This is a genomic window from Aliivibrio sp. S4MY1, assembly GCF_028765545.1.
Lineage (GTDB): Bacteria > Pseudomonadota > Gammaproteobacteria > Enterobacterales > Vibrionaceae > Aliivibrio.
Window position 1 is genome coordinate 1 of record NZ_JARACP010000012.1, and the last position, 25,740, is coordinate 25,740.

Here is a 25,740-nt window from a genome sequence, read left to right on the forward strand (position 1 = left end):
GCGATCTGAAAGATAAAAATCTCGCGCTTGGGATCACCACCAATGACACGGTCAACAAACAAGAGAATGCCGCACACGCGAATACCAACGTGACCGACCGAGAAAATCAAAGGGCCATTCAAGCACAAAAAATAGCACCGCTGACCACTCAGGTGGTCAAAAGTCAGGCGCAAGTGGCATTAACGATTAAATCAGAAAAACCCATCACGGTAGATAACATCGCCCACGATAAAGGACTGGATTTGAGTGTAGATCTGGGCAATATGGCCTTGAGTTATTAATGGTAACCTGCAGTGTTCATTTTTAATAAGACAAGTCGACCCTAGGGTGAAACAAAAGGCTAGTCTTATTTTTAGGCAACATTAAAGAGTGCACTCAATGTCTCTTATTGAAAAAACACCCCTCGCTGCTATTGGTGTGCAGAGCTACTGTCCTTGCACACCAATTCACAGAGCAAAAGCCATGACAACCCAAATAATAAAAGAAAAAGACAACCTACCCGCAACCGAAGAAATGTTACTCAGTGAAATGATAGTTCCAAGCATTCGCACCGCCTCAGAGTTACATGGTCGCCTTACTTGCCTAGATAACATTTACAATGGGGAGGCATAGCATGCTACCGATTAAGAAAGGTCAAGAAGCCACGGTTGAACACATTATATTAGCCGCCTCTCGCGGCCCAATCACCCCTGAAAATATCAAGCTTCCCAATCAAAGCCACAATCATATAACCCTTATCTTTGAGCAACTCGCTTTTTTTGGTTATCTTCAACAATTAGAGAATGGCAAATACACTCGAACATAAAAATTTAACTGTATAAATATACAGCGTAGAATAACATTGATATAATACCTTCAGTTTTTATGCCTTGAGTACCTGAGACCCAGATGAATATTTGGAGAGGAAGCATATCAACCTACACAGCCACTTCCTGTGGCTGTGCTTCTTTGCATTCAAGGCTCTATTTTATTGGAGTATAAAATGCACACAACCACCCTGCACAACGGACAGCTGCAACTTATTCACGCTGACTGTTTGCACTACCTTAACACCTTACCTGATAATTCCATTGATTTAATTTTAACTGACCCACCCTACTTTCAAGTGAAGAAAAACGCATGGGATAACCAGTGGCCAAACGTCGAAACTTTTCTGGCGTGGCTTGATGAAATACTCCTGGAGTTATGGCGCGTACTAAAACCCTCTGGTAATTTATATCTGTTTTGTGGTTCAAAGTTAGCGGCTGATACAGAATTGCTTATCCGTGCGCGGTTTGATGTGTTTAATCATATCGTATGGGCTAAACCATCCGGTGTATGGCGACGAGCACACAAGCCTCACTTACGCTCGTTCTTTCCCTCAACTGAGCGCATTATCTTTGCAGGCCATTATGATTCGGAGGGGTTTGCGAAAGGATGCAGTCAATACGCGACTAAATGCACGGAATTGAAAAAGACCGTGTTTAAACCATTAATGGATTACTTCAAGAACGCGAAAGATGCACTCAATATTTCAGCAAAAGAAATCAATCAAGCCACCAGAACGCAAATGTGCTCGCATTGGTTCTCATCGAGTCAGTGGAAACTGCCAACGGAAGCGCAGTACAAGCAGTTGCAAGAATTGTTCGCATCAAAGAGTGGTCAACTATCCAAAACGCACACAGAGCTCACCAATGAATACCAAGCATTGCACAGTGAATATGGAAACCTCGTCAAAGAGTATGACGAACTAAAAGCGGAATATGAAACGCTAAGGCGTCCTTTTCGGGTTACTGCGGAAGTGCCATATACCGATGTATGGACGTTCGCGCCGGTACAATATTATCAAGGTAAACACCCATGCGAAAAGCCTGCGGATTTACTCGAGCACATCATTAAAAGCAGTAGTCGTGAAAATGCAGTGGTACTTGATGCGTTTATGGGCTCAGGTTCAACAGGTAAGGCGTGCCTAACGTTAAACCGACAATTCATTGGGATTGAGATGGAAGAATATACTTACAGTGCAACAGTAAACAAACTCAGTAGCTAACCTTTATAAAATAAAAAAACACTCGGCAAACGAAGAATACCGAGTGTAATAAATACAAACTAAAGTGCTAATTACCAAATTGTGTAAGTATGCTTTTTGACATAAATCAGCTTGATATTTTGCTCTAATTCACAATAGCCAGAATAACCCTATATTTATTTAACAGAGTATTTTAATCGCCTGAAGTTTTAACTACAGTAGCATTGACCACCATACGATTACCATTAGATTGCGCACAAAACAGCATTGTAATAATGAATAAGCCTTGGATTGTGATAGCCCAAGGGTGCAATTCTCCAAGGTGTGGAATACTCACTTCACACCACGCCCAAGCAGCCAAGAGAATAATTATAACTAAAGAGCCTGCGGTCGCATCTCGATACAATAAAAACTTCTGATGAGCTGACTGAACTTGAGGGCTATCCATTACAGGTTTGTAAATATGTTTATACCAAAGCCCATTTCTCTGTTTTTTTGATACGTGATCCCCAAATACATTTTGCCATGTTGCCTTCAGCTCATCTTCAGCAAGTCTTGGGTCGGAAAAGCAAAGTTTATCGCAACGATGACCTGGAAGCTCATTCCATAGTCTTAAAAAAACTAATTTATGTTTAAGTGACTGCGGAATAATATCGGACAACATAACTAAAACGGCTGAAGACACAGCTATTAGCCCTGCAGCTGCAACAAAGTAATCAACAGTAGCCTTAGCATTATCTAAACCAATTTGTAAGACTAAGATCAAAAGTAAAGGAGATCCCATTAACATAGCAAGCAATAATTTATTTTTATCTTTTAAATTTTTCATTGCTATTAAGCTTCCACATCATAATGATATTGATACGGCTGTTGAGATAACGAGTTCCAATCAGGACGATTTGGCGCGTCCAAGCTATGTCGTATTCCTAAGCCTTGCGTAGCTCTTGCTCCTGAAATACCTCGATGCTTAAAAGCATTCATAACAGCAGGATGAGGATGCTTAGGTTCACCTTCTTTTGCCGATGACGCGATGGCTGAAATTGGACGAGTTTCACCGTTTGCCACAGGTTTTCCAATAATTCGATTCAATACATCTGGTCCAACATTGCGCTTACTGCCATGGTGTGGAATTTGAATAAATTTTAAACTAGCTCCACTTGTACAAGCATCAATCTCGTTCGCAGCGTTATCTAAAGCTGTTATTCCAGCATCTCCTGTAAACAGCAATCGCTTACCATCAACAATAATTTGCGTGATGACACTGGAGTTATTTTTTGCAGATGTTGTATCTTCATTATCAAGTTGATCTTCCCCCCAAATGGCAAAGAGTCTTTTCATCGTTTTAACTGCTTTATTCATGGCGCTTTCAAAAAAACCTAACACTGAACTAGTGTCCGTTACAGATTTTGTTGCTGGCATACCATCAAATTGCACCAATAGCTCTTCGTAATACTCTTTGCTAGGGCCTAATACCTTTATAGAACCAGCAGCTCTGCCAGTGAAGGGTTCATTAATAATGATATTTTTTGCTTTTGCTTGCTCTACAAGGTTATAAGCGGATTCAAGATTATCCTTTAATCGCTCGCCAATACTATTATCTGTAATTCGACCATCTCTAAACTTACTAGAAAGCCCTTCATTATGCTCCCAGGCTTGGTGTATCCAAAGCTCAGAAACTTGCAGTTCCTCGATAACTTTAGATAAACCATTAATATGGTCTTGATCTGGATGTGTAGATATAACCAAATCTACCTTTTCAGTTAAATAATATTTTTTTACATGTTCAACAAGCTTTAAACCATCATCTTTATAGCCACCATCTATAATAACCACAGTTTGCTCTTCTCTATTTCCATGTAAGTTGCCATATCTTAGTGCAATAGCATCGCCACTATTTGATTTTTCACCTACAGCTAAAATATCAATTTCATACCCCATATAACACTCTCTCAAATACACAGCATTTATGATACGAATCAGGTTTATCTAATTCATGAAATTTAATTATAAATGAAAACTGGCCCAAAGAATAGAACACCATACGTATTAATGGTTTTATCAATAATCCCTTTAATACCTAGTCTCTATAAATGGAAGCATAGAAGAATTCTATGTCTAAATAGATAGTAAGGTGATTTCATTTATTTTTTTGTAAAATCAATTACAAGAAAAGCCCGCTAATAATTTAGCGGGCTTTTTTGTTCTGCATAACTATGCAATTGTATGGCAGGGGTGGAGAGATTCGAACTCCCAACACGCGGATTTGGAATCCGCCACTCTAACATTTAAAATATGCTAGCTATTTTCCTGAATGTATTGTGCATATAATATATCAGCAAAATCATGTTCAGAAATCTCACCTATAACCAGATCTCTAACAGCATTTGCCAATAAATCATTATCGCTAACTAATTCATAATCGTTTAACGATAGGTACTCCAGGGCAACTATTAACCCCGTTCGCTTATTTGCATCAGGAAGCGAGTGTGATATAGCAATACTTGCTGTATATTTGGCTGCAATCTCAAAAATATCATCCAACCCCTCATACACAATGGCGTTATCGATTCGACCTAAAGCCCCTTGTAATTTTGCTATATCGATACGGCCACCTTTCATGCCGGGTTCGGTCTCTAAGATAAATGAATTAATCTCGATAACCCGCTCGAATGGAAAGCAAATAATATTCATTACATGTCAGCCAGTTTTTCAAATGTTTTTCGATGGGTTCTTAATGCTAGTTTGGTCTCGGACTTTACAATCTGCTGCCCATGAGCGCCTGACAAATCAAGATGCTTGGTGGCTTTTATTTTTGGTCGTTCGACAGCACCAACACCATAAGCCTCAACTCTCTTATTCATAAATACCTCTCCTCATAATGTGTATGCACACCTAATTGCATACCATTGATGATACCGCGATTTGCTAGTTTATAAAGAGCTAATACAAAGAAAAAGCCGCTACATTATGTGGCGGCTTTCATTATTTCTAACGGTATGTGGTCAATTTGTGGCGGTAATTTTAATTATTCAACTAAAAATCAAATAGTTAATCTCACCAAAAAGGGCTGAAATAATCAGCCTTTTTAAATATAAAATACTTCACCAAAATTAAACGATTGGACGTTGCCCTTTACTGATTAAACGCATAAATACATTCTCTGCTGATTGACCAGCGATACCTGCTATTTTAGCGCCTAGCTTTTTCTTCTGTACGTAATGAATCACTAATACTTCACGATCCTTACACGCTTTTGTTAAGTAATCGTCAGATGTTTGAATCGCATCAATTAAGCCTAACTCTAGCGCTTGTTTACCAAACCAATGCTCACCCGTTGCTACTTTTTCAAGATCCAAATCAGCGCGATGTTCGTGAATGAAATCTTTAAATAATACGTGCGTTTCTTCCAACTCTAATTGAAATTTTTCACGTGCTTTATCACTGTTTTCACCAAACATAGTTAGCGTTCGTTTGTATTCACCTGCCGTCAGCTGCTCAAATTCAATATCGTTCTTTTTCAATAACTTATTAAAGTTTGGCAATTGCGCAACCACACCAATTGAACCAACAATAGCAAATGGTGCTGCGATAATTTTCTCACCTATACATGCCATCATATAGCCGCCAGAAGCCGCCACTTTATCAACAGAAATGGTCAGTTTAATTTGCGCGTCACGCAAGCGATCAAGTTGAGATGAAGCCAGTCCATAGCCATGAACCATACCGCCTCCACTCTCAAGACGAACAAGTACTTCATCACCTTCTGCCGCAACCGCTAAAATAGCCGATACTTCTTCACGAAGGCTTGCAACTTCTTTTGCATCAATGCTACCTTTAAAATCTAAAACGAATAGACGAGCATCGCGTTTTAACTCTAAAACACCTGATTTTGCAGCCAGCTTCACTGCCTTTTGTTTTGCTTTTTCGGCTTCTTTCGCAGCTTTTTTCTCTGCTTTTGCGCGTGCTTTTAACTCAGTATCATCAAATAAATGGTGCTCTAGTTCTTCAACCGTTGACTTATATTGTTCAGTCAAATTCGTAACTTCTAACTCACCTTTTGATGCTGAAGAATTACCACCCACAGCTTTAGCTGCAATCAAAATGGCGATAATAGAAACAACCACTGTTGCTATCTTTGCTAAAAAGAGACCGTAATCAAACAAAAATTCCAATGTAATACCCTCTTAAGTATGTTTCGTGTATTGTACCTAACTTAACCCAAAGTTAATTCATCTAATGATAGAAATTCGTACTAAATGTCTATTTTTACGGCGATAAATCGCAAAAAAGAATAGAAAGACTTAAGATGAACGTTGAAATACAAGGATTACAGAGTGGACTATCAGGTTTCTGCTGACGCATTAAAAAACAAAACAATTCTCGTAACTGGTGCAGGAGATGGCATTGGTAAACAAGCTGCATTACATTATGCTCAACATGGTGCTACGGTTATTCTTTTAGGACGCACCGTCGCTAAATTAGAAGCGGTCTATGATGAAATTGAAGCAGCAGGCTACCCAACACCAGCGATTGTTCCTTTAGATTTAAAAGGCGCAATAAAGCAGCATTATATCGACATGGCGGAAACCATTCAAAGTCAATTTGGTAAACTCGACGGCTTACTGCATAACGCGGGTTTGCTTGGTATGTTGAGTCCATTCGAGCAATTTGAAGAAGCTATTTTCGACGAAGTCATGCAAATTAACGTTAAAGCGCAGTTCTTAATGACTCAAGCACTACTGCCTGTTTTACAACAATCTGATGATGCTCGAATTGTCTTTACCACCTCTACTGTAGGTCACCAAGGTCGTGCTTTTTGGGGGGCTTATGCTATCTCAAAATTTGCTACTGAAGGCATGATGCAAACATTAGCACATGAAATGGAAGGTACTCAGGTTAAAGTAAATGCCATTAATCCAGGTGGAACTCATACACGTATGCGTGCTCAAGCCTTCCCTGCTGAAGACATTAGCTTACTTAAAACACCAAAAGATTTAATGCCGTTGTATGTCTATTTAATGTCACCTGAAAGCATTAACATAAATGGTCAGTGTATTGATGCACAACCAAAATAATACCAACTCCATTAATTATCAGATCTAATTAGTTTCATTGGTATAATTACTGATATTGATAGAAAGAATAAAAAAGGGTTGAAACCATATGGATTCAACCCTTTTTGTTTTAGCTCAATTCAACACGTTAACTTAACGTTGTCTTGGTGCTGATTTTGGTGCTTTACCATTTGGTGAAAATTTACTTCTCACAGGCTTAGAACCCGCTGCCGGCTTCTTACCTTTACCGCTTGGTTTACCTGTTGGTTTAGCATCACCATTTGAACTGCGCTTAGTTGATGGTAATGAACCGCCTACTGGTTTTTTATTATTACGACCACGGCGACCGCCTGAAGTATTACGATCTTCAACGGTACGTTCATCATGACGCTTCACTGCACGACGGATTTTTTGAGATTTAGACTTCGCGCGCTTGCGAGATTCTTTATCTACATCCAATAGGCTTTCTTTTTCATGTGGAAGCTCAACCATTTCACGAAGGTAATTTACTTCCTTCAATTCAAGTTCCATCCAACCACCACGAGGCAGAGCTTTTTCTAAGAAGATATCACCATAGCGAACACGCTTTAGACGACTAACCGTTACACCTTGAGAATCCCATAGGCGACGAACTTCACGATTACGACCTTCGTTAATTACTACATAGAAAGTATGGTTCATACCTTCACCACCAGCATACATAACGTCTTCGAAACGTGCTTCACCATCTTCCAGTTTTACACCAGAAACTAGGTTTTTAACCATTTTGTCGTTAACCTCACCAAATACACGACACATGTATTCACGTTCAACTTTACGACTAGGGTGCATAAGACGGTTTGCTAACTCACCATCAGTGGTGAACAACAATAGACCTGCGGTATTGGCATCAAGACGACCAACAGATACCCAACGAGAGTCTTTAATTTTTGGTAGGCGATCAAAAACAGTACGACGACCTTCTGGGTCATGACGAGTACATAGTTCACCTTCTGGTTTATGGTAAGCAAGCACACGACAAATCACATCAGTAGACTCTTTTACTGATACAACATGGCCATCAATACGAATTTTTGCATCGACATTTTCTAGGCGATCACCTAGCTTTGCTATCTGACCATCAACACTAACACGATTAGACTGAATCATCGTTTCTAATTCACGACGAGAACCAAGACCTGCTCGTGCTAATACTTTCTGTAATTTTTCGCTCATTTTTTACCTTATGATGTCGCCTTCACAGGCGTCAATTAACTTTTATTAATCAAGAACCTACCAAGTTCAGATAGTATTTCTCAATCATTTTAGAATTCTATAGATGATGATTATACAATAAGGTTGTGATGAATAGTAAAAAATTAAACAAAATTTTATACCATGAAGTGTTTTTCCGTATGATTAAAACTGCTGTGTCTAAAGCAGCATTTATTCATACTAAAAGGAAAATCAAATGGAAAAGTTAATTCGTTTTTTTAATGCTCTACCTTCTGAATCCACTGATTCGATTACACAAAAAAAACCTGCAAGATCAGTTTATCAAACTTGTTGACTCTCACTGCAACGAAACCGGAAAACCAACACTTTTAAAAGAGATAATAGAAAATAGAAAAACTACGATTCTAAACCAACTGCATGATTCAAATATTGGTAACCTAGCGGATATATTTTCAACCCAAACGGCTAAAAATATTATTGGAAAACAAGCAAGTCCAATTCTTCCTGAAGATTACTTTCTTATTGAGCAAATCGCTCATCGACTTTTTGGTTGTTTATTATCTTTCTGGACGGAGTTAGAAATATTTCGCACCATTCAAAGCTCAATGGCTATCAATCAGCATTCTCTCAATACACCAGACAAAACATACACATCAAAAAAAATAAATGATGACTATCACTATGAGATTGTTACTGATATAGCGCTAGATAAACGCGTTTTCTATACCGACTTTTGTGAACAACCATTATTACTTTCAGATGCCATTGTCCTCATCAATATTGCGACATTCATCAAGCAACATAAATGGTATGAAATGCTTAGTATTCTAGATATTTCATCTAAAGGAGAGCACTTTATTCTGTACCAATTTGATAATGATAATCCCTACCCTACTATCATTTCATCTGCACTAATTGAACCTTATCATGACAAAGTCAACTGGTTATTTTTTGATAATTTCTTTCAATCTGATAAATGGGAAAAAACACAAAATATACATACCGTTGCACAATTATTTCCCAATATGACCTCCTTATCTACCCAACAAGATCAAACTTTAGAACAATTAACTTGCTCAGAACTAGAAAACGAAATTTTTTCTTCTATAGTAGAAAAATCAACTGTCTGCGGTGTAATTCGCTTTACCGTCAATGGAGCAAAACCTAAAATGAATTACCATATGTATCTTGCACAGAAAGGATTAGCAATGGCTCTTTTTCATTCGAAAAGAACATTAATTTTTTCAATTATAGAGCAACCTGCAATGGTACTTTTCTATCAATCTATGGCTTGTATTGAAAACGATGACGTACCTTTCGTTTTTACTGGTAACCAAGATATCAATCAGTCCGGTTTAGTGACACATAAGGGCATTTGCTTTACAAAAAATGCAAGTAGCGCTTTCAATCGATATAATTTTAGAGAATACAATGCTAAAATAATCGAAAAAAGAAGAGAATTAAAACAACGATGAGTTTACTATAAATGCTAATTAGCCCCCCTAAAGATAACTTGTTGTTATTCATCGCCGTATTTGTCTTATTATGGGTGGCTTTTTTCATCCGGTCTTTATTTAAAGATCGGATGGAAGTAGACCCAAAGATTTACCATCCTTATATTGCATATTCTATTTTTATAGTTATTTGGATTTTAACTAACTACTACTTCCAATCCAATTTATTGCTTAGATTCAGTGAGCAGACTTCTGTAAATATGGCAATTATTGCTAATTTAAGTTCTTATTTCGCTTTTGGCTTCGCTTTCCTATTCTCTTGCAGACTCAGCTCTGAAGACAAAAAATTAAAAGTTTGGCAGGTTATACTTTTCTTTATCGAAACCACTTTTGCTCTAATTATCAACTTAATACCAAATTTGACGGTAACCGGTATTACAGTTGTTGATAAAGGGGTATTCACTATTCATTTCGGTCCATTTGCTACATTGTTTTTCCTAAATGCTTTCGTATTTATAGGTATCATCATTTATAATTTTACAAAGCTAAGAAAAAGTAAGCTCAAACTCAATAAAGAGAAATCCATCTACTTGTTATTTGGTATATTAGTCTTTATGTCTTCAACCATCATCTCTCAAATTATTATCCCTATAATATGGCAGGACTTTTCATTCGCTTGGGTTCCACCAGCATTATCTGTGACTGAAGCCGTCTTAATTGGCTATACATTGCTTTATCATCGCTTATACAGCTTTCGCTATATCTCATTCTGGCTCTCTTCTTATGTGATGAATTTAATCATCTTTTTAGTCCCATTCTTATATTTTCACAACACCAACTCAGGAGCAGATTTTCCTATCAGTATTATTTTCATTATTTTTACCGGTATATTTTGGAATAAAACCCTTTTAAAATCAAAAAGCATTGCTAGCCTTATGATATATAAAGACAAAAAGACACCTGTTGATAAAATATATGAATTAGCTGATGAATTTAAATATTCAAGTCAGCACGCAATTACTAAACTGGCTTTATTGCTCGATACACCACGAGATGACCTACTCTTGGTTGGAAAAAATACCAACTACAATATCTTTATTCCCCATTTAGAGCAGTCTAATTCAGCCTTAGTCAAAGATGAATTAGATTATCAAATCCATTACGCTCCAGACTCTAACCATTCTGAGTTACATCAAGTTCAAAAAGAGATGGACTCTCATAAAACAGCCTTAATTCTTCCTATTTTTGGGAAAAACAAGCTGATTTCACACTTGCTTGTTTCGGCAAAAAAACGGAATGGCTCAACATTTTCAAATGAAGAAATTTCAGCGCTTCAATGGGTATTGACTAAAGTTCAGGGCTATATTGAGAGTGAACGTAAAGTGCGCCAGTCTCAAGCACTTGCAAACTCTATTGCTCACGAAATGAGAAATCCACTGTCACAGTTAATGTATCACTTTGAACGTATTGGACTTCAATCAGATAAAAATGGTATTAGTAAAGAATTAGAACAGGGAAAATTAGCTATTCAGCGAGGTTCACAGTTAATTGATATCATTCTTAACGAGAGTAAAGGCGTTGATATTAATCAATCTCTATTTAAGACTTATTCTATTTCAGTGTTAACAGAGCAGTTTATTAATGAATATTCTTTTGAATCTGAAGATATTAAAAAACGAATCCATTTAGATCTCAATAATGAGTTTCTTATTAATGTTAATGATACTTTATTCGGCTTTATCTTATTTAATTTATTACGTAATGCCATTCATTACTTTGAATATCCTAATTGCTCTATATCAATACAATTAGTAAAAGGAAATACAACCAATTCTTTGATATTTAGAGATACTGGCCCTGGTATTGATGCAAATATTCTACCTAATATCTTTGATGACTTTTTCACTCATAATAAGCAAGGTGGCACAGGTTTAGGTCTTTCTTATTGCTTAAGAGTAATGCATTCTTTTAACGGCAATATTGCATGCTACTCAAAACAAGGAGAGTTTACTGAATTTGTTCTGAGTTTTCCTAAAATAAGTGCTGGCCATCAACCAATTACTATTGAACCAACGCCAACGCAGCAAGAAACCTTTGAAAGAACTAAGATTAAAAACAGTAATTCAAAAAAAACAGTTCTTATTGTTGATGATAAAAAAGTACAACGAATGCTAATTCAGACATTTATTACGAATGATAATCTTACCATTATCCAAGCTGAAAATGGGGCTGAAGCACTTAAAATAGTTAACGAAATACACATCGATTTGATCTTTATGGATTCACGTATGCCAGTAATGAATGGAGCGGAGGCTGCTGCACAAATTAAAGCATGCCATCCATTGCTTCCTATCATTGCGCTTACTGGCGAATCGTGCCATGAAGAAATAATAAATATAACAACAGTAATGGATGCATACTTAACTAAGCCAATCTCCAAGCCTCAACTATTACAAATGCTCGAAAAATGGATATAAAAATAGCCAGTCAATACTGGCTATTTATACTTAATTGTCTTTTTAATTATTGAAATGGGCTTGGATCACCAGCGCCAATACGAACCACATTGATTTCATCGTCACTAAAATCAACCACGGTTGTTGGCTGTTCACCTAAATAACCACCATTCATAATTAAATCTACAGCGTGTTCAAGCTGATCTCGGATCGCTTCTGGATCTGACTCTGCCATTTCATTACCTGGTAAAATCAGCGTTGTAGACATTAACGGTTCACCTAATGCTTCTAACAGATCAAGAGCGATCTTATTATCCGGTACACGCATGCCTATTGTTTTACGTTTCGGATTCATCAAACGACGTGGTACTTCTTTTGTTCCCTTAAAGATAAATGTGTATGCGCCCGGTGTATTATTTTTTAATAAGCGGAATACGCTATTATCAACACGAGCATAAATTGATAACTCAGAAAGATCGCGACATAACAAAGTAAAGTTATGCTTATCGTCTAAACGACGGATCTGGCAAATTCGCTCTAATGCTTGTTTATTCTCAAGCTGACAACCTAAAGCATAACCCGAGTCGGTTGGATAAATAACGACACCACCATCTCTAATGATGGTAACAGCTTGACTAATTAAGCGTGCTTGTGGGTTTTCTGGATGTACGTAAAAAAATTGGCTCATTATTCCTCCTGACGAGCAGGTCGTTGTTATTATTTAAGGATTAAGCCCTACTCAAATGTTGGTAAATCCCATTCTTGCCATACTGGAACTACCCCTTCAGGTAGCCATAAATTTCTTCCTAACTCTGTCCAAGGCGACGGATAATGAAAATCAGACCCTTGTGATGCCGCAAGTTCATATTGAATTGCATAATCTGCAAGGACTCGACGCTCTTGCACACCTTGCTGAGGTAGAGCAACTTCCATTGCATCCCCTTTCGCTTCAACAAATGCAGCTAATAATCGCTTCACCCATTTTGCGGTCAACTTATAACGACCAGGATGAGCAAGTATAGCGGTTCCTCCCGCATTATGAATTACCTTAACGGCTTCTTCAATTGAACACCATTCTGGTGGAACATAGCCTATGTTATTGCGTGTTAAAAACTTTTTGAATACTGCTTGCATCGTTTTCGCGTGGCCTTGGTCAACTAACCACTTACCAAAGTGCGCTCGAGTTAATGAACCCCCATCAGCCAGTGCCATTGCGCCTTCTAACGCCCCGACATAACCCGCTTTTTCAAGACGTTCTGCCATTTTTCGAGCCCGAGCATCTCTACGTTGCGCTTGTTCTTCTATCAATGCAATTAATTCAGGGTGATTTACATCAATATTAAGGCCAACAACATGAATATCCTTGTTGCTCCATAATGTTGAAATTTCAATACCTTCAATTAAATGCACTGGTAATGCTTTTTCTTTAATCGTTTGATGCGCTTCAGCTAATCCTGCAACGGTATCATGATCAGTAATAGCAAGTACTTTCACATCAAAAGTAACCGCTCTTTCTACTAATTCAGCAGGAGACATGCGTCCATCTGACGCAGTTGTGTGACTATGTAGGTCTATTTTCATAATAATTCTTGACTTTCACCTCGCGTACTAGTTTACTGGTACGCAGTTAAACACTTTCTCAATGAATAATTGATATTATCTTTGTTTTAATAGTAGGTACTTTATGTCACAGCTTAGCAAACAACAAGCGTTCTTAAAAACTAGCGTGATGACTCAACGTTGGTGGCACTACTTCGGGTAGTGTTTTTGTGCTTAGTTAATTTGACATAGAAACCTTGCCCGCCATCTAGCGGGTTTTTTTATGCCTTAAGCACAACCAATCAGTAAAACTAATAATAGATGAAAATCTAAACAGTCAGTCATTCAGCCCTCACAAGTTTTAAGAAAAGAGTGGCAACAAAAGTGAAATATGCGACTATGAAAACTAATAAAAATGTAACATCAATTCAACGCATTAGCAGGGAGGCTGGAATGCAGTCAGTAATATCCAATGATGGTCAGCTAGAAGTTCTTTCCCTTGACGTTCCATACGTTTCCGATCCAACCCAACTTTACTCTACCTTGTGTGAAAATAAAGAGATGAGCTTGTTGCTCGAAGGGGCTGAAGTAAACTCTAAGCAAAACATTATAAGCTTAATGCTGATTGATGCGGCGGTACGAATTCATTGTTTTGATAAAGACGTTACCTTAGAAGCCCTAACACTAAATGGAGAACGTTTATTACAGACCTTAGCGCTATCTCTGCCTTCTTCTTTGATTACTCTTTCTTCTCAAACTCTACTCACGCTGCACTTTCCAGAGATTAACCAAGATCTGGATGAGGACAGCCGTTTACGAGAACTCTCCTCTTTTGATGCGTTACGGTTTATTCAAAATCAATTCAATGTAACTGGTTTACCCTCTAATGCACTCTTTTTAGGTGGACTATTTGCTTATGACTTAGTCGCTAACTTTGAAAACCTTGGTGAGGAAGAGACTACAAACAAATGCCCTGATTATGTATTTTATGTAGCCGAAACACTGTTAGTTATCGATCATCAAACAGAAACGTCAGTACTTCAAGGCTCACTGTTTAATGCTGATGCAACAATCAAAACAAACCTTTCTGCTCGACTTACTGAAATTAAAGCGTTTTGCTCAGAGCCACATACCGTACCCGAAGCACCAACGCTAGAAAGCTGTGAAGCAATTCCAAGCGTCTCCGATGAAGATTTCTGTCAAACCGTATTAGATTTAAAAGAATTTGTTATTAAAGGCGATATTTTCCAAGTTGTTCCTTCTCGTAGATTCACTCTTCCTTGTCCTGCTCCATTGGCGGCTTATCGTGAACTTAAAATCGGTAACCCAAGTCCATACATGTTTTATCTGCAAGATCGTGATTTCACCTTGTTTGGGGCTTCGCCAGAATCTGCATTGAAATATGGCAAAGAAACAAACCAAGTTGAAATTTACCCAATCGCAGGCACTCGTCAACGTGGTAAAAATAGCAATGGCTCTATCAACCATGATTTAGACAGCCGCATTGAATTAGAACTGCGTTGTGATACCAAAGAAAACGCAGAGCACATGATGTTAGTTGACTTGGCTCGTAATGATGTTGCTCGTATTTCTGAAGCTGGCACCCGCTATGTTGCCGATCTTCTAAAAGTTGATCGCTACAGCCATGTCATGCACCTTGTTTCTCGTGTTGTTGGCCAACTTAGAGGGGATCTTGATGCCCTTCATGCTTATCAAGCGTGCATGAATATGGGAACCTTAACGGGTGCACCAAAGATCCGTGCTATGCAGCTTATTCGTGATGTAGAAAAAACACGTAGAGGCACTTATGGTGGCGCTGTTGGTTACTTAACGGGGGATGGCAACATGGATACTTGTATTGTTATTCGTTCAGCCTATGTTGAAGACGGTATCGCTCAAGTTCAAGCTGGAGCTGGTGTGGTTTATGATTCCAACCCACAAGCTGAAACTGATGAAACTCGTGGAAAAGCACAAGCGGTGATCTCTGCGATTCAAAAAGCACACTTAGCTCAACCAATAAACGTGAAGGAGAATAACTAATGGCTCATATTGTATTGCTCGATAACTTTGACTCCTTTACTTACAACTTGGTTGACCAATTTCGCTCTCTTGGCTATCCAGTTACTATTTACCGTAATAGCTTATCGGCAAGTGCTTTTGAAGAAGCGGTAAACAAATTAGATAACCCGATAGTTGTACTATCTCCAGGACCGGGGGCGCCATCAGAAGCCGGCTGTATGCCTGAAGTCATTCAACGCTTAAAAGGCAAAGTACCTATGATTGGCATTTGTCTTGGCCATCAAGCGATTGTAGAAGCGTATGATGGGACGGTTGCTGGTGCTGGTGAAATCGTTCATGGTAAATCTGCGATGATGAGGCATAACCAGCACGCAATTTTTAGTGGGTTACCAAATCCACTCTCTATTGCTCGTTATCACTCTTTAGTCGCAACAAAAGTGACAAAGCAACTCACTGTTACCGCTACTGTTAATGATTTAGTCATGGCTGTTATTCAGGAAGAAGATAAGGTTTGTGGGTTCCAATTTCACCCTGAGTCCATTTTAACAACGCAAGGTGCTGAACTACTAATTAATACATTAAACTGGGCTTTAAATTTGGATTCAAGCCATTCAGATAATAAAGAATAAGGATATTCTCATGACTCAAATTGAAGCTATTTTTACTAAACTGTATGACCAAACTTCGCTTTCAGAAACAGAAAGCCAAGTTCTTTTTGATGCCATAATTAAAGGTGAGTTAGATCCTATTCTACTTACCGCAGCACTGACTTGTTTAAAAATAAAAGGCGAAACGCCTAACGAGATTGCTGGCGCTGCAAAAGCTCTGCTTGATAATGCCAATGATTTTCCTCGCCCTGATTACGATTTCGCAGACATTGTTGGTACAGGTGGTGACGGTTCAAACACCATCAATATCTCCACCACTGCCGCATTTGTTGCTGCAGCATGTGGTCTTAAAATCGCAAAACACGGCAACCGTGGTGTATCAAGTAAATCAGGTTCTTCTGACTTATTAGATTCATTTGGTATTAATTTATCCATGTCAGCAGAAGATACACGTAAAGCGGTCGATGACTTAGGTGTAGCTTTCTTATTTGCACCTCACTATCACGGCGGTGTTCGTCATGCGATGCCAATTCGTCAAACCATGAAAACACGCACCATCTTTAATATCCTTGGTCCGTTGATCAACCCTGCCCGTCCAAACATTGAGTTAATGGGTGTGTACGATGAGTCACTGGTTCGCCCTATCGCAGAAACCATGGTGAACATGGGAATGAAACGCGCAGCGGTTGTATTTGGTTCAGGCTTAGATGAGGTTGCCATTCATGGCCCAACAACCGTCGCTGAAATTATTGATGGCGAAATCAAAGAATACACATTAACGCCTGAAGATTTTGGTTTAGACACTCATCCGCTTGAAGCAATTAAAGGCGGAGAACCAGAAGAAAACAGAGCCATTATTACTAATATTCTGACAGGTAAAGGGACTGACGCTCAACTGGGCGCGATTGCGGTTAACGTTGCTCTATTAATGCGCCTGTTTGGACATGAAGATTTAAAAGCCAATGCGCAAAAAGCCATTGATGCGATGAACTCAGGTAAAGCATTTGAGCTAGTTCAACAACTGGCTGCACGAGGATAAGAAAGATGACACAACAATTATCTGAGCACATCTCAGTAGAAAATACCCAAATGGCTGAAGTGCTAGTTAAAATTGTCAAAGACAAAGCGATTTGGATAAGTGAACGTAAAGAAAGTCAGCCTCTAGATACCTTTAAGAATGGCCTAACAAATTCTGATCGCAGTTTTTATGATGCATTAAAAACAGGCAAAACCGAGTTTATTCTTGAGTGTAAAAAAGCATCGCCATCGAAAGGATTAATTCGCCAAGATTTTGATCTTAACTACATAGCTTCAGTCTACAACAGACATGCCAGTGCAATTTCTGTGTTAACGGACGAAAAGTATTTCCAAGGCAGTTTTGATTTCTTACCAATTATTCGAGACCAAGTTAATCAGCCTATTCTATGCAAAGATTTTATGATTGATGCATACCAAGTGTATTTAGCTCGTCACTACGGTGCTGATGCGATTCTACTAATGCTTTCTGTGCTTAACGATGAAGAGTACAGAGAACTTGCAGAAGTTGCTCATTCATTTGGCATGGGTGTACTCACTGAAGTCAGTAATGAAGAAGAATTACACCGAGCGGTCGCATTAAAAGCACAAGTGATTGGTATTAATAACCGTAATCTACGTGATTTATCTACCGATTTGAACCGCACGAAAGAACTTGCACCACTGCTACCAAAAGGCACAACGATCATTTCTGAGTCTGGTATCTATAACCATCAGCAAGTGAAAGATCTAGCGAAACACGCAACAGGTTTTTTAATTGGTAGCTCGTTAATGGCAGAAAAAAATCTAGAGCTGGCAGCTCGAAAAGTGATTCTAGGTGAAAACAAAGTCTGTGGGTTAACTTCTATTGAAGATGCGAAAGCGGTCTATGACTCAGGTGCTGTGTATGGCGGATTGATCTTTGTAGAAAAATCACCTCGATCTGTTTCACTAGAGACAGCAAAAGCCATCACTCAAGCAACCACATTAAATTATGTGGGCGTTTTCCAAAATGAGACAATCTCTACTGTTGCGCAACGAGCAAATGAGCTATCTCTTGCGGTGGTTCAATTACATGGCACAGAGAGTGAAGACTACATTGCGGAGCTAAAACAACAACTGCCAGCGGGTTGCCAAGTGTGGAATGTTATTTCTGTGTCAGATGACGCACAAAGCATTTCCCTTCCTCAAAGCCTTGCTGATAAAGTGTTGGTAGATTGTAAAGTTGGCACTCAAGCAGGTGGCACTGGTGTCAGTTTTGATTGGAGTAAACTGCCACATAACAACATTATGCTAGCCGGTGGTTTATCGCTAGAAAATACCAAACAAGCTGCGCAACTTGGCTGTTATGGATTAGATTTCAACTCTGGTGTCGAATCGGCTCCTGGTAAAAAAGATCACAAAAAATTACGCGCCGTATTTAGCGCATTACGAGATTATTAAGGAAAATATCATGGCAAAATTAGATGCCTACTTCGGCGAATATGGTGGTCAATACGTTCCACAAATCTTAGTTCCAGCACTTGATCAACTTGAGCAAGCTTTCATTGACGCTCAAGCAGATGACGATTTCCGCGCTGAGTTTATGACGTTACTGCAAGAGTACGCCGGTCGTCCTACTGCCCTTACGCTTTGTCGTAATCTAACCAAGGGTACTAAAACTAAATTGTACCTAAAGCGTGAAGATTTACTGCACGGTGGCGCTCACAAAACTAACCAAGTATTAGGTCAAGCACTACTTGCAAAACGCATGGGTAAAAACGAAATTATTGCAGAGACTGGCGCAGGCCAACACGGCGTTGCAACAGCACTTGCTTGTGCTCTGCTTGGCTTAAAGTGCCGTGTTTACATGGGCGCTAAAGATATTGAACGTCAAAGCCCAAATGTATTCCGTATGGAATTAATGGGCGCAACAGTGATCCCTGTTCATTCAGGTTCATCAACACTAAAAGATGCCTGTAATGAAGCACTACGTGACTGGTCTGCCACTTATGAAACTGCGCACTACCTATTAGGTACAGCCGCTGGCCCTCACCCATTCCCAACGATTGTTCGTGATTTCCAACGAATGATTGGTGAAGAAACAAAAATGCAGATCCTTGCACGTGAAGGTCGTCTTCCTGATGCCGTTATTGCTTGTGTTGGTGGCGGTTCAAACGCCATTGGTATGTTTGCTGACTTCATTGAAGAAGAAAATGTGAAACTGATTGGTGTTGAGCCAGCCGGTAAAGGTATTGATACTGATCAGCACGGCGCTCCACTTAAACATGGTAAAACTGGCATCTTCTTTGGTATGAAAGCACCATTGATGCAAGATGAACATGGCCAGATCGAAGAATCATACTCAGTCTCTGCCGGTCTTGATTTCCCATCGGTTGGCCCACAGCACGCACATTTAAACGCTATTGGCCGTGCTGAATATGGTTCAGTAACTGATGATGAAGCGCTAGAAGCATTCCAAACCTTAGCAAAAGGCGAAGGTATTATTCCTGCATTAGAATCTTCTCACGCTCTGGCTTATGCACTTCAGCTAGCACACGCTGAACCAGAAAAAGAGCAGCTATTGGTTGTGAACCTATCAGGCCGTGGTGATAAAGATATTTTCACCGTTCATGACATTCTAAAAGAAAAGGGAGAAATCTAATGGATCGTTATCAAGACCTATTTGCTAAATTAGCAGACAAAAACCAAGGTGCCTTTGTTCCTTTTGTAACCATTGGCGATCCAAACCCTGAGCTTTCTTATCAGATCATGGAAACCCTAATTGAATCAGGTGCGGATGCCCTTGAACTAGGACTTCCATTCTCTGACCCCCTTGCGGATGGTCCAACAATTCAAGGCGCAAACATTCGTGCATTAAACAGCAAAACAACGCCTGTTGTATGTTTTGATTTAATCGCAAGAATCCGTGCTAAATACCCTGAAACACCAATTGGTCTATTAGTTTACGCTAACCTAGTGTTCGCAAATGGCATTGACACTTTTTATACTAAATGCCAACAGGCCGGTGTAGATTCAGTGTTAATTGCTGATGTACCAACCAATGAATCAGCAGAATTCAGAGCAAGTGCAATTAAGCATAATGTTCACCCTATCTTCATTGCTCCACCATCAGCATCAGATGAAACGTTAGAAACCGTTGCTAAATTAGGTGGCGGCTACACTTACCTTCTTTCTCGTGCTGGTGTTACAGGCGCAGAAACTAAAGCAGGTATGCCAGTAGCTCAACTATTAGAGCGCTTAAATCAATTTGATGCGCCCCCGGCTATCTTAGGCTTTGGTATTTCAGAACCAGCTCAAGTAGAAGAAGCTATTAAAGCCGGTGCTGCTGGGGCTATTTCAGGCTCTGCGACAGTAAAACTCATTGAACAAAATCAAAATAATCCAGCCGCTTTACTTAATGCTCTTTCATCATTTACTTCCCAGATGAAAGCTGCAACACAAAAATAACATTTAACACGTTATTGCACCCTAAAAGAGCTCATCACGAGCTCTTTTTTTATCTATCCCTTTTCTATGCTCGCTTTATTACGTTAAATGTTAATTAGATCCAACTTACTACATAAGTAATAACAAACATCGTAGAGTACAAAAAAGAAACAAACACCCTACATAAAATCACATAACCTACATAAAATGAGATCTATTTGATAAAAATATTGATAGATGTAAATATTACATGTAAAACACCTCTCAATATATTTAACCAATAACCACATATTTAACAAGTTATACGAACTTTATCTTGTTAAAAAAACAGCGCAGAGGTAAGTAAAGTGTTACAACAAAAAGGACTTCTCAACAATATTGGCGTTCAAGTCGTTATTGCAATGATCGTAGGTACCATGGTTGGTGCAACAATGGGGCAATCTGCCGCTATGTTTGCTCCTTTAGGTACAATCTTTATTAACCTAATAAAAATGCTAGTGATCCCACTGGTTGCAGTTGCTCTAATATCTGGTGCTGCTGGACTAGGTAATAGCAGTAATGCTGGTAAAGTTGGTTTAACAACTTTAGGCTACTTTGGTATCACTTCAGCACTCGCTGTTGCACTGGCACTGTTCATGGGTGAGATTTTTGAACCCGGTAAAGGCATTGATGTTTCTGGCGTTGAAGGTATGTTCTCATCAGCGTACGCCGCGAAAGGTGAGTTACCTACTTTCTGGGCGACCATTACTGGTATGATCCCAACCAACGTTTTCCAATCATTAAATGAAGCAAACATTCTTCAAATCCTCGTTTTTTGCTTATTTTTTGGTATTGGTCTTTCTAAATTAGAAAAAACACGTCGCGAGCCAATGATCAATGGTGTTAATGCTATTGTTGATGTAATGGTTTGGATGATTAATATAATCAAAAGAAAAACACCGCATATGAAAATTTGAAGTCAACCCATTGTTATAAATGGAAAAACAAAAGGGTTTTAATATGAAAACTCTTCTCTTTTTGTGTTTGTAAAGCCCCCTTTCAAGATTCAATTAACCCCAACCCAGAAAGCAAAAAACCACTCGTCTGAGTGGTTTTGATATGATTCAGTTGCTCTTGGTTGCCGACATACTAAGCTGCTTTTTGAACTAACTCTTTCAAGAGTTGTTCAGATGAACCCTCTTTTCGGAACTGTATAGCCAAATGATAATCAACCAAATGGCATACTTTCTTACCGTTAATATTCAGAAAGATCGGAAGCTTGTATTGCACCTTACTCATAGAGAATAACCTCTTTTGACCTTAAACGGTGCATTACCAATTTTTTAATGCTTACAGTGTTCCCTACACGTAATTTATGGCTATCCTGCCAATGACACTTGCCCTCAGACAAACAGGTAAGTCGGACAATCACAAGAGCGAAAGTATTGTTTCACAACCTGCTGTAAAACAAAACAAGATTATTATTAATCTTCGCATCATTTAAATGCTCTTTTTCGTTGATAGCACCAACAACAAAGTAAGTTTTTAAACCTTTGGTCGATAAGCGATAATATTCACAGTCCCTTTACCTTTATATTTTTTCATATCAAACTCATCTTTAAGGAGTGCTATTACCTCTGGCAATTTTGATACTCCATAGCTACGTGGATCAAAATCAGGTTTTGTTCTTTTTACAAATCCCCCTGTTGAAGCTACGTTTGCCCAACCAGTATCATCTTGAAATCGTTCCCATGCTTTGTTTAATAAAGAAATCAATGACACAAGTTGTTCCTGATTTTCATCATTTGTATTAGTATCTTTTACCTCAGATTCACATCCTAAATTTTCTATAAAAATAAAATCATCACAAGCATTTCTGAAAGAGATTGGTGTCTTGCTTTCCCCTACTCCAAAAACAAAAATATCAGATTCTCGTAGGCGAGAGGCCAACTTTGTGAAATCACTATCACTTGATACAATAGCAAACGCATCAAATTTATCAGAATATAGCAAATCCATTGCATCTATGATCAGATATGCATCTGTGGAATTTTTTCCCTGAGTGTAGGCAAACTGTTGAATTGGTTGGATAGCAAGTTCGTTGAGCGGTTTTTTCCAATTTTTTAAGTAATCACTCGACCAATCCCCATATGCCCGTTTAATAGCCATATGACCATGTGCTGATATTTCATCAAGAATCATATGTAGTTTTGAATGCTGGGTGTTATCAGCATCTATTAACACTGCAATCTTTTTATGCTCATCTAAATCTTTCATAACCAACCTCTATACAATGATTTTATAAATGCCATATTCCTTAACAGTTGATGCTTATTAAGTGCAAGGACCTTGGAAAGCGAATAAACGTGATGTTTGATTATCAAGTTCAAATTCTGAACAAATCAAGTAATCTGAACCGCCAAAATACTCAATCATTGCAACAGGGCATTCTATTGGTTTTGCAGAAGTTAACTCTAACGAGGCTTTTGACAATGACCCATCTGACCCAATCTTTAACCCATTATTTGTGTATATACTATTCTCATCTGCACCAATAACCATACTGTTCGCTGGGACAGAAATCTCTTTTAGAATCTTGTCATCATCTGCAAACTCAACGACAACATCCGTACCCTTCAGAAAGCCATTTGAATTTAAGCTTGGTAATGTTGAAACTTTCTCCTGTTTCATCCACCCACAAGGTCCGTCAAAATAACCTTCTTTATTCCAGTATTCTTCTGTATGTTGTTCAGTGATTATTGGTTCATCTTCACTTGAAACCCATGTATCGACTGAATAAGAACAACCTACCAAGAATGAAGAAAACAACATTAAAAATACATATCTATTCATTGAATAACCTATTGAGGAAGCAAATCCACGTATAAATTTACCGATTTAGTAGCCAATAAACTGTGAGAGTAAACATGTTTTCAGAAAGTGTAATTGATAACTTTAACTAATAACAAAATAGTGAATACAAAAGAACCTCAGACTTTCATCACCACTGTCTTTTAACTTCCATACAGTCATTTACGGCTTCTGAAATTGATCTGCCGTTACCTTGGCATACTTCGTAATTAAACCATCACAAACCCTTTCTCAGAGACTAACTTAAATAACCGATAATAGCGTATTATTATATGATGAAGACAAAGTTTCATTCTCGAAACTTATAGTTAACTACTTAATACATGTAAGATTTATAATGACATTTAATAATTCCAAGTATAAAATTACGCCAATACTCATACATATCGAGACCATAAAACAATTATAAAACATCACAAGTAACGGCTCAATGACAACTTCAAAATTAACATTCACCCCTCAAATAAACGACAAAAAACTTACTGGGGTATATATAAGTTCGCTTAACGAAGGGAACAATATCGATGTCACCTCATTTAATTCAATTTTAGATGAATTAAATGCACAAGAAGAAAAAGTAAGTATAACAATCAAGGTTGACTTGTCGATGATGTTAGATAGTGACTTTATTTCTTCATTATCCAAGAAAAACTACTCTAACCCAATCTATTTAGAATTTGAAATTCCTAATAACATTAATAAGATTTTATTAGAACAAATAGATGTAAATATTAAAAGAATGAAAGATATTGGTATTTTTTCATCATTACATTACTCAGAGTACAATCGTTTACAGATTGAGCTAATCTCTTCATTGAGTCTCGACCAAATTAATTTCGCCTCAAACCTCATTGATGAAATCGACCAAAAATATTTCAAATACAAGTACTTAAAATATTTAAATGATATTGCAATATCATTTGGAATAAAAAAAATAACGTTTAATGGTGTCAACACTCAAAAGTTGCGTGAATTAACTCTTTTAATCAACGAAAACAGTAGCGTTCAAGGTTCAATTTATAAAAATAGCAATAGCTTACACTCAATAATTGATAATTACACGCCGAGTTCTAAAGAAATAGATTCGAACAACAATAACGACTCTGAATGGTTGATTTACAATTACATAAAATCCAACCATCAGTCTAAAGTTTTAAATAATATAATACCATTATTGCCTGCTTATAATATAAATGGCAATGAGCAAAAAATACTGAAAAACTTGATGACATACCATCATGCAGACAAGACCGAGATACAGTTTTTTATTTTTAATGTTTTAAAAAATAGTGAACGAATATTCGCTCTAAGAAATTCAGATGGTGTAGTACTATTTGAAAACAAAAGTCATGAAAATTTCTTTGGTCGTTCTTTGATAGGAGTACCTGTAAAAGACGTTATTAGTATTGTCCCCGATTATTCTCTTTGCATAGATGATGACAAACATTTACTAAATTCTGCTGAAATGTTTTCAGTAAAAAAAGAAATAGTTAATAATCAACTATACTTTACCATTAGACAAAAAGTTTTATTAGAAAACAAAGTGTATATTTCTGTTACTGTTTATGAAGAAAACAAAGGCTTATTTATTGGAAAAGATAATCTAACTGGATGTAGAAGCAGAGACTGTATAAAAGGTATAGAAAAAAGCTTTTTCTACGAAAATAAAGTTTTAGCATTCATTGACTTAAATGGATTTAAAAAAATCAATGATGGTTATGGTCATGATATAGGTGATAGTGTTCTTGTTGAATTTAGTGAGATAATGCAAAGTCATATAAGATCAGATACACAAGAAGATATCATTGTTCGATATGGTGGTGATGAGTTTATAATTTTTTTCAACACGAACGATTTGGAACAAATAAATATTAAACTAAAACAAATAAATCAATATGTAAAAAATCACTTTGATAAAAAAGGGTTTAGATTATCATTCTCTTATGGTTTGTCCATTAACTTAAAAAATAACGTTGATAATGCAATAAAAATAGCTGACCAATCAATGTATATCGAAAAACGTTTGTTCAAAGAAGATTGACATAGAATTCACGTTCAGTCTACTAATGCAAATTTAACTTTAGAGTTAAAATA

The 25,740-nt window shown here is 37.8% G+C and carries 24 protein-coding genes and 1 pseudogene; 15 read left to right on the top strand and 10 right to left on the bottom strand.

Annotated elements, in window-relative coordinates:
* The 4 genes and pseudogenes from PVK71_RS14080 to PVK71_RS14095 all read left to right on the top strand — a co-directional run.
* Positions 1 to 281 (top strand): annotated as a pseudogene (locus tag PVK71_RS14080) (hypothetical protein); the annotation flags it as partial.
* A gap of 97 nt (positions 282 to 378) precedes the next feature.
* Positions 379 to 612: a hypothetical protein gene (locus PVK71_RS14085; protein ID WP_274419564.1), complete on the top strand. Its 234-nt coding sequence runs from the start codon at positions 379 to 381 to the stop codon at positions 610 to 612.
* Between the two features lies 1 nt (position 613).
* Positions 614 to 805 carry a hypothetical protein gene (locus tag PVK71_RS14090; RefSeq protein ID WP_274419565.1) on the top strand — a complete coding sequence of 64 codons (192 nt, stop codon included), beginning with the start codon at positions 614 to 616 and terminating at the stop codon, positions 803 to 805.
* 177 nt (positions 806 to 982) lie between these two features.
* On the top strand, positions 983 to 2,029 hold the full coding sequence (locus PVK71_RS14095) for a DNA methyltransferase (protein WP_274419566.1): 1,047 nt from the start codon (positions 983 to 985) through the stop codon (positions 2,027 to 2,029).
* A 172-nt stretch (positions 2,030 to 2,201) separates the two neighbouring features.
* On the opposite strand, the gene PVK71_RS14100 is transcribed toward PVK71_RS14095, so the two are convergent.
* From PVK71_RS14100 to sohB, 5 genes are all read right to left on the bottom strand, one after another.
* A complete protein-coding gene (locus PVK71_RS14100; protein ID WP_274419567.1) occupies positions 2,202 to 2,837 on the bottom strand; it encodes a hypothetical protein in 636 nt (211 codons plus the stop codon).
* A gap of 5 nt (positions 2,838 to 2,842) precedes the next feature.
* Positions 2,843 to 3,946 carry a ComEC/Rec2 family competence protein gene (locus PVK71_RS14105; RefSeq protein WP_274419568.1) on the bottom strand — a complete coding sequence of 368 codons (1,104 nt, stop codon included), beginning with the start codon at positions 3,944 to 3,946 and terminating at the stop codon, positions 2,843 to 2,845.
* 357 nt (positions 3,947 to 4,303) lie between these two features.
* The gene (locus tag PVK71_RS14110; protein ID WP_274419569.1) at positions 4,304 to 4,699 is read right to left on the bottom strand and encodes a type II toxin-antitoxin system death-on-curing family toxin; all 396 of its coding nucleotides are present in this window, start codon (positions 4,697 to 4,699) and stop codon (positions 4,304 to 4,306) included.
* Positions 4,699 to 4,869, bottom strand: coding sequence for an acetyltransferase (locus PVK71_RS14115; RefSeq protein ID WP_274419570.1), 171 nt, complete (start codon positions 4,867 to 4,869; stop codon positions 4,699 to 4,701). Before PVK71_RS14115 ends, PVK71_RS14110 begins: the two co-directional genes overlap by 1 nt.
* A 249-nt stretch (positions 4,870 to 5,118) precedes the next feature.
* Positions 5,119 to 6,180 (bottom strand): protease SohB, encoded by a 1,062-nt coding sequence (sohB, locus tag PVK71_RS14120; protein ID WP_274419571.1) that lies wholly within the window; start codon positions 6,178 to 6,180, stop codon positions 5,119 to 5,121.
* A 162-nt stretch (positions 6,181 to 6,342) separates the two neighbouring features.
* On the opposite strand from sohB, the gene PVK71_RS14125 reads away from it, so the two are divergent.
* Entirely contained in the window at positions 6,343 to 7,083 is a 741-nt protein-coding gene (locus PVK71_RS14125) for a YciK family oxidoreductase (RefSeq protein WP_274419572.1), read from the top strand.
* Between the two features lie 132 nt (positions 7,084 to 7,215).
* Here PVK71_RS14125 and rluB read toward each other — a convergent pair whose 3' ends face one another.
* Positions 7,216 to 8,277: a 23S rRNA pseudouridine(2605) synthase RluB gene (gene rluB / locus PVK71_RS14130; protein WP_274419573.1), complete on the bottom strand. Its 1,062-nt coding sequence runs from the start codon at positions 8,275 to 8,277 to the stop codon at positions 7,216 to 7,218.
* Positions 8,278 to 8,537: 260 nt separating this feature from the next.
* Between rluB and PVK71_RS14135 the strand changes: the two genes are divergently transcribed.
* Both PVK71_RS14135 and PVK71_RS14140 read left to right on the top strand, forming a co-directional pair.
* Positions 8,538 to 9,752: an acyl-homoserine-lactone synthase gene (locus PVK71_RS14135; protein WP_274419574.1), complete on the top strand. Its 1,215-nt coding sequence runs from the start codon at positions 8,538 to 8,540 to the stop codon at positions 9,750 to 9,752.
* A 41-nt stretch (positions 9,753 to 9,793) separates the two neighbouring features.
* Positions 9,794 to 12,208, top strand: a complete 2,415-nt coding sequence (locus PVK71_RS14140; RefSeq protein ID WP_274421839.1) for an ATP-binding response regulator — start codon at positions 9,794 to 9,796, stop codon at positions 12,206 to 12,208.
* Positions 12,209 to 12,254: 46 nt separating this feature from the next.
* Here PVK71_RS14140 and PVK71_RS14145 read toward each other — a convergent pair whose 3' ends face one another.
* Complete coding sequence (locus PVK71_RS14145; RefSeq protein WP_274419576.1) at positions 12,255 to 12,875, bottom strand: L-threonylcarbamoyladenylate synthase; 621 nt, start codon at positions 12,873 to 12,875, stop codon at positions 12,255 to 12,257.
* 47 nt (positions 12,876 to 12,922) lie between these two features.
* The gene (rnm, locus tag PVK71_RS14150; protein WP_274419577.1) at positions 12,923 to 13,768 is read right to left on the bottom strand and encodes an RNase RNM; all 846 of its coding nucleotides are present in this window, start codon (positions 13,766 to 13,768) and stop codon (positions 12,923 to 12,925) included.
* Between the two features lie 411 nt (positions 13,769 to 14,179).
* Between rnm and PVK71_RS14155 the strand changes: the two genes are divergently transcribed.
* The 7 genes from PVK71_RS14155 to PVK71_RS14185 all read left to right on the top strand — a co-directional run bounded on the left by PVK71_RS14155 (position 14,180) and on the right by PVK71_RS14185 (position 21,752).
* Positions 14,180 to 15,766 (top strand): anthranilate synthase component 1, encoded by a 1,587-nt coding sequence (locus PVK71_RS14155; RefSeq protein ID WP_274419578.1) that lies wholly within the window; start codon positions 14,180 to 14,182, stop codon positions 15,764 to 15,766.
* Entirely contained in the window at positions 15,766 to 16,374 is a 609-nt protein-coding gene (locus PVK71_RS14160) for an aminodeoxychorismate/anthranilate synthase component II (RefSeq protein WP_274419579.1), read from the top strand. The genes PVK71_RS14155 and PVK71_RS14160 overlap by 1 nt, the downstream gene beginning before the upstream one ends.
* 10 nt (positions 16,375 to 16,384) lie before the next feature.
* A complete protein-coding gene (gene trpD, locus PVK71_RS14165; RefSeq protein ID WP_274419580.1) occupies positions 16,385 to 17,392 on the top strand; it encodes an anthranilate phosphoribosyltransferase in 1,008 nt (335 codons plus the stop codon).
* Between the two features lie 5 nt (positions 17,393 to 17,397).
* Positions 17,398 to 18,810: a bifunctional indole-3-glycerol-phosphate synthase TrpC/phosphoribosylanthranilate isomerase TrpF gene (gene trpCF, locus PVK71_RS14170; protein WP_274419581.1), complete on the top strand. Its 1,413-nt coding sequence runs from the start codon at positions 17,398 to 17,400 to the stop codon at positions 18,808 to 18,810.
* A gap of 10 nt (positions 18,811 to 18,820) precedes the next feature.
* A complete protein-coding gene (trpB, locus tag PVK71_RS14175; protein WP_274419582.1) occupies positions 18,821 to 20,011 on the top strand; it encodes a tryptophan synthase subunit beta in 1,191 nt (396 codons plus the stop codon).
* A complete protein-coding gene (gene trpA / locus PVK71_RS14180) occupies positions 20,011 to 20,817 on the top strand; it encodes a tryptophan synthase subunit alpha (protein WP_274419583.1) in 807 nt (268 codons plus the stop codon). Before trpB ends, trpA begins: the two co-directional genes overlap by 1 nt.
* Before the next feature lie 326 nt (positions 20,818 to 21,143).
* Entirely contained in the window at positions 21,144 to 21,752 is a 609-nt protein-coding gene (locus PVK71_RS14185) for a dicarboxylate/amino acid:cation symporter (protein ID WP_274419584.1), read from the top strand.
* Between the two features lie 568 nt (positions 21,753 to 22,320).
* On the opposite strand, the gene PVK71_RS14190 is transcribed toward PVK71_RS14185, so the two are convergent.
* Together PVK71_RS14190 and PVK71_RS14195 are read right to left on the bottom strand one after the other, a co-directional pair.
* On the bottom strand, positions 22,321 to 23,052 hold the full coding sequence (locus PVK71_RS14190) for an NYN domain-containing protein (RefSeq protein ID WP_130043380.1): 732 nt from the start codon (positions 23,050 to 23,052) through the stop codon (positions 22,321 to 22,323).
* Between the two features lie 57 nt (positions 23,053 to 23,109).
* Positions 23,110 to 23,628 (bottom strand): hypothetical protein, encoded by a 519-nt coding sequence (locus tag PVK71_RS14195; RefSeq protein ID WP_130043379.1) that lies wholly within the window; start codon positions 23,626 to 23,628, stop codon positions 23,110 to 23,112.
* A 448-nt stretch (positions 23,629 to 24,076) separates the two neighbouring features.
* Between PVK71_RS14195 and PVK71_RS14200 the strand changes: the two genes are divergently transcribed.
* Entirely contained in the window at positions 24,077 to 25,687 is a 1,611-nt protein-coding gene (locus PVK71_RS14200; RefSeq protein ID WP_130043378.1) for a GGDEF domain-containing protein, read from the top strand.
* Positions 25,688 to 25,740 lie beyond the last annotated feature (53 nt).

Excerpts from the sequence above, each read along its gene's own strand:
- trpA (WP_274419583.1), top strand. The coding sequence starts at position 20,011 with ATGGATCGTTATCAAGACCTATTTGCTAAATTAGCAGACAAAAACCAA.
- trpCF (WP_274419581.1), top strand. The coding sequence starts at position 17,398 with ATGACACAACAATTATCTGAGCACATCTCAGTAGAAAATACCCAAATG.
- PVK71_RS14085 (WP_274419564.1), top strand. The coding sequence starts at position 379 with ATGTCTCTTATTGAAAAAACACCCCTCGCTGCTATTGGTGTGCAGAGC.
- rnm (WP_274419577.1), bottom strand. The coding sequence starts at position 13,768 with ATGAAAATAGACCTACATAGTCACACAACTGCGTCAGATGGACGCATG.
- PVK71_RS14200 (WP_130043378.1), top strand. The coding sequence starts at position 24,077 with ATGACAACTTCAAAATTAACATTCACCCCTCAAATAAACGACAAAAAA.
- PVK71_RS14160 (WP_274419579.1), top strand. The coding sequence starts at position 15,766 with ATGGCTCATATTGTATTGCTCGATAACTTTGACTCCTTTACTTACAAC.
- PVK71_RS14145 (WP_274419576.1), bottom strand. The coding sequence starts at position 12,875 with ATGAGCCAATTTTTTTACGTACATCCAGAAAACCCACAAGCACGCTTA.
- PVK71_RS14110 (WP_274419569.1), bottom strand. The coding sequence starts at position 4,699 with ATGAATATTATTTGCTTTCCATTCGAGCGGGTTATCGAGATTAATTCA.
- PVK71_RS14115 (WP_274419570.1), bottom strand. The coding sequence starts at position 4,869 with ATGAATAAGAGAGTTGAGGCTTATGGTGTTGGTGCTGTCGAACGACCA.
- PVK71_RS14190 (WP_130043380.1), bottom strand. The coding sequence starts at position 23,052 with ATGAAAGATTTAGATGAGCATAAAAAGATTGCAGTGTTAATAGATGCT.
- PVK71_RS14095 (WP_274419566.1), top strand. The coding sequence starts at position 983 with ATGCACACAACCACCCTGCACAACGGACAGCTGCAACTTATTCACGCT.
- rluB (WP_274419573.1), bottom strand. The coding sequence starts at position 8,277 with ATGAGCGAAAAATTACAGAAAGTATTAGCACGAGCAGGTCTTGGTTCT.
- PVK71_RS14135 (WP_274419574.1), top strand. The coding sequence starts at position 8,538 with ATGCTCTACCTTCTGAATCCACTGATTCGATTACACAAAAAAAACCTG.
- trpB (WP_274419582.1), top strand. The coding sequence starts at position 18,821 with ATGGCAAAATTAGATGCCTACTTCGGCGAATATGGTGGTCAATACGTT.
- PVK71_RS14195 (WP_130043379.1), bottom strand. The coding sequence starts at position 23,628 with ATGAATAGATATGTATTTTTAATGTTGTTTTCTTCATTCTTGGTAGGT.
- PVK71_RS14100 (WP_274419567.1), bottom strand. The coding sequence starts at position 2,837 with ATGAAAAATTTAAAAGATAAAAATAAATTATTGCTTGCTATGTTAATG.
- PVK71_RS14155 (WP_274419578.1), top strand. The coding sequence starts at position 14,180 with ATGCAGTCAGTAATATCCAATGATGGTCAGCTAGAAGTTCTTTCCCTT.
- PVK71_RS14105 (WP_274419568.1), bottom strand. The coding sequence starts at position 3,946 with ATGGGGTATGAAATTGATATTTTAGCTGTAGGTGAAAAATCAAATAGT.
- PVK71_RS14090 (WP_274419565.1), top strand. The coding sequence starts at position 614 with ATGCTACCGATTAAGAAAGGTCAAGAAGCCACGGTTGAACACATTATA.
- trpD (WP_274419580.1), top strand. The coding sequence starts at position 16,385 with ATGACTCAAATTGAAGCTATTTTTACTAAACTGTATGACCAAACTTCG.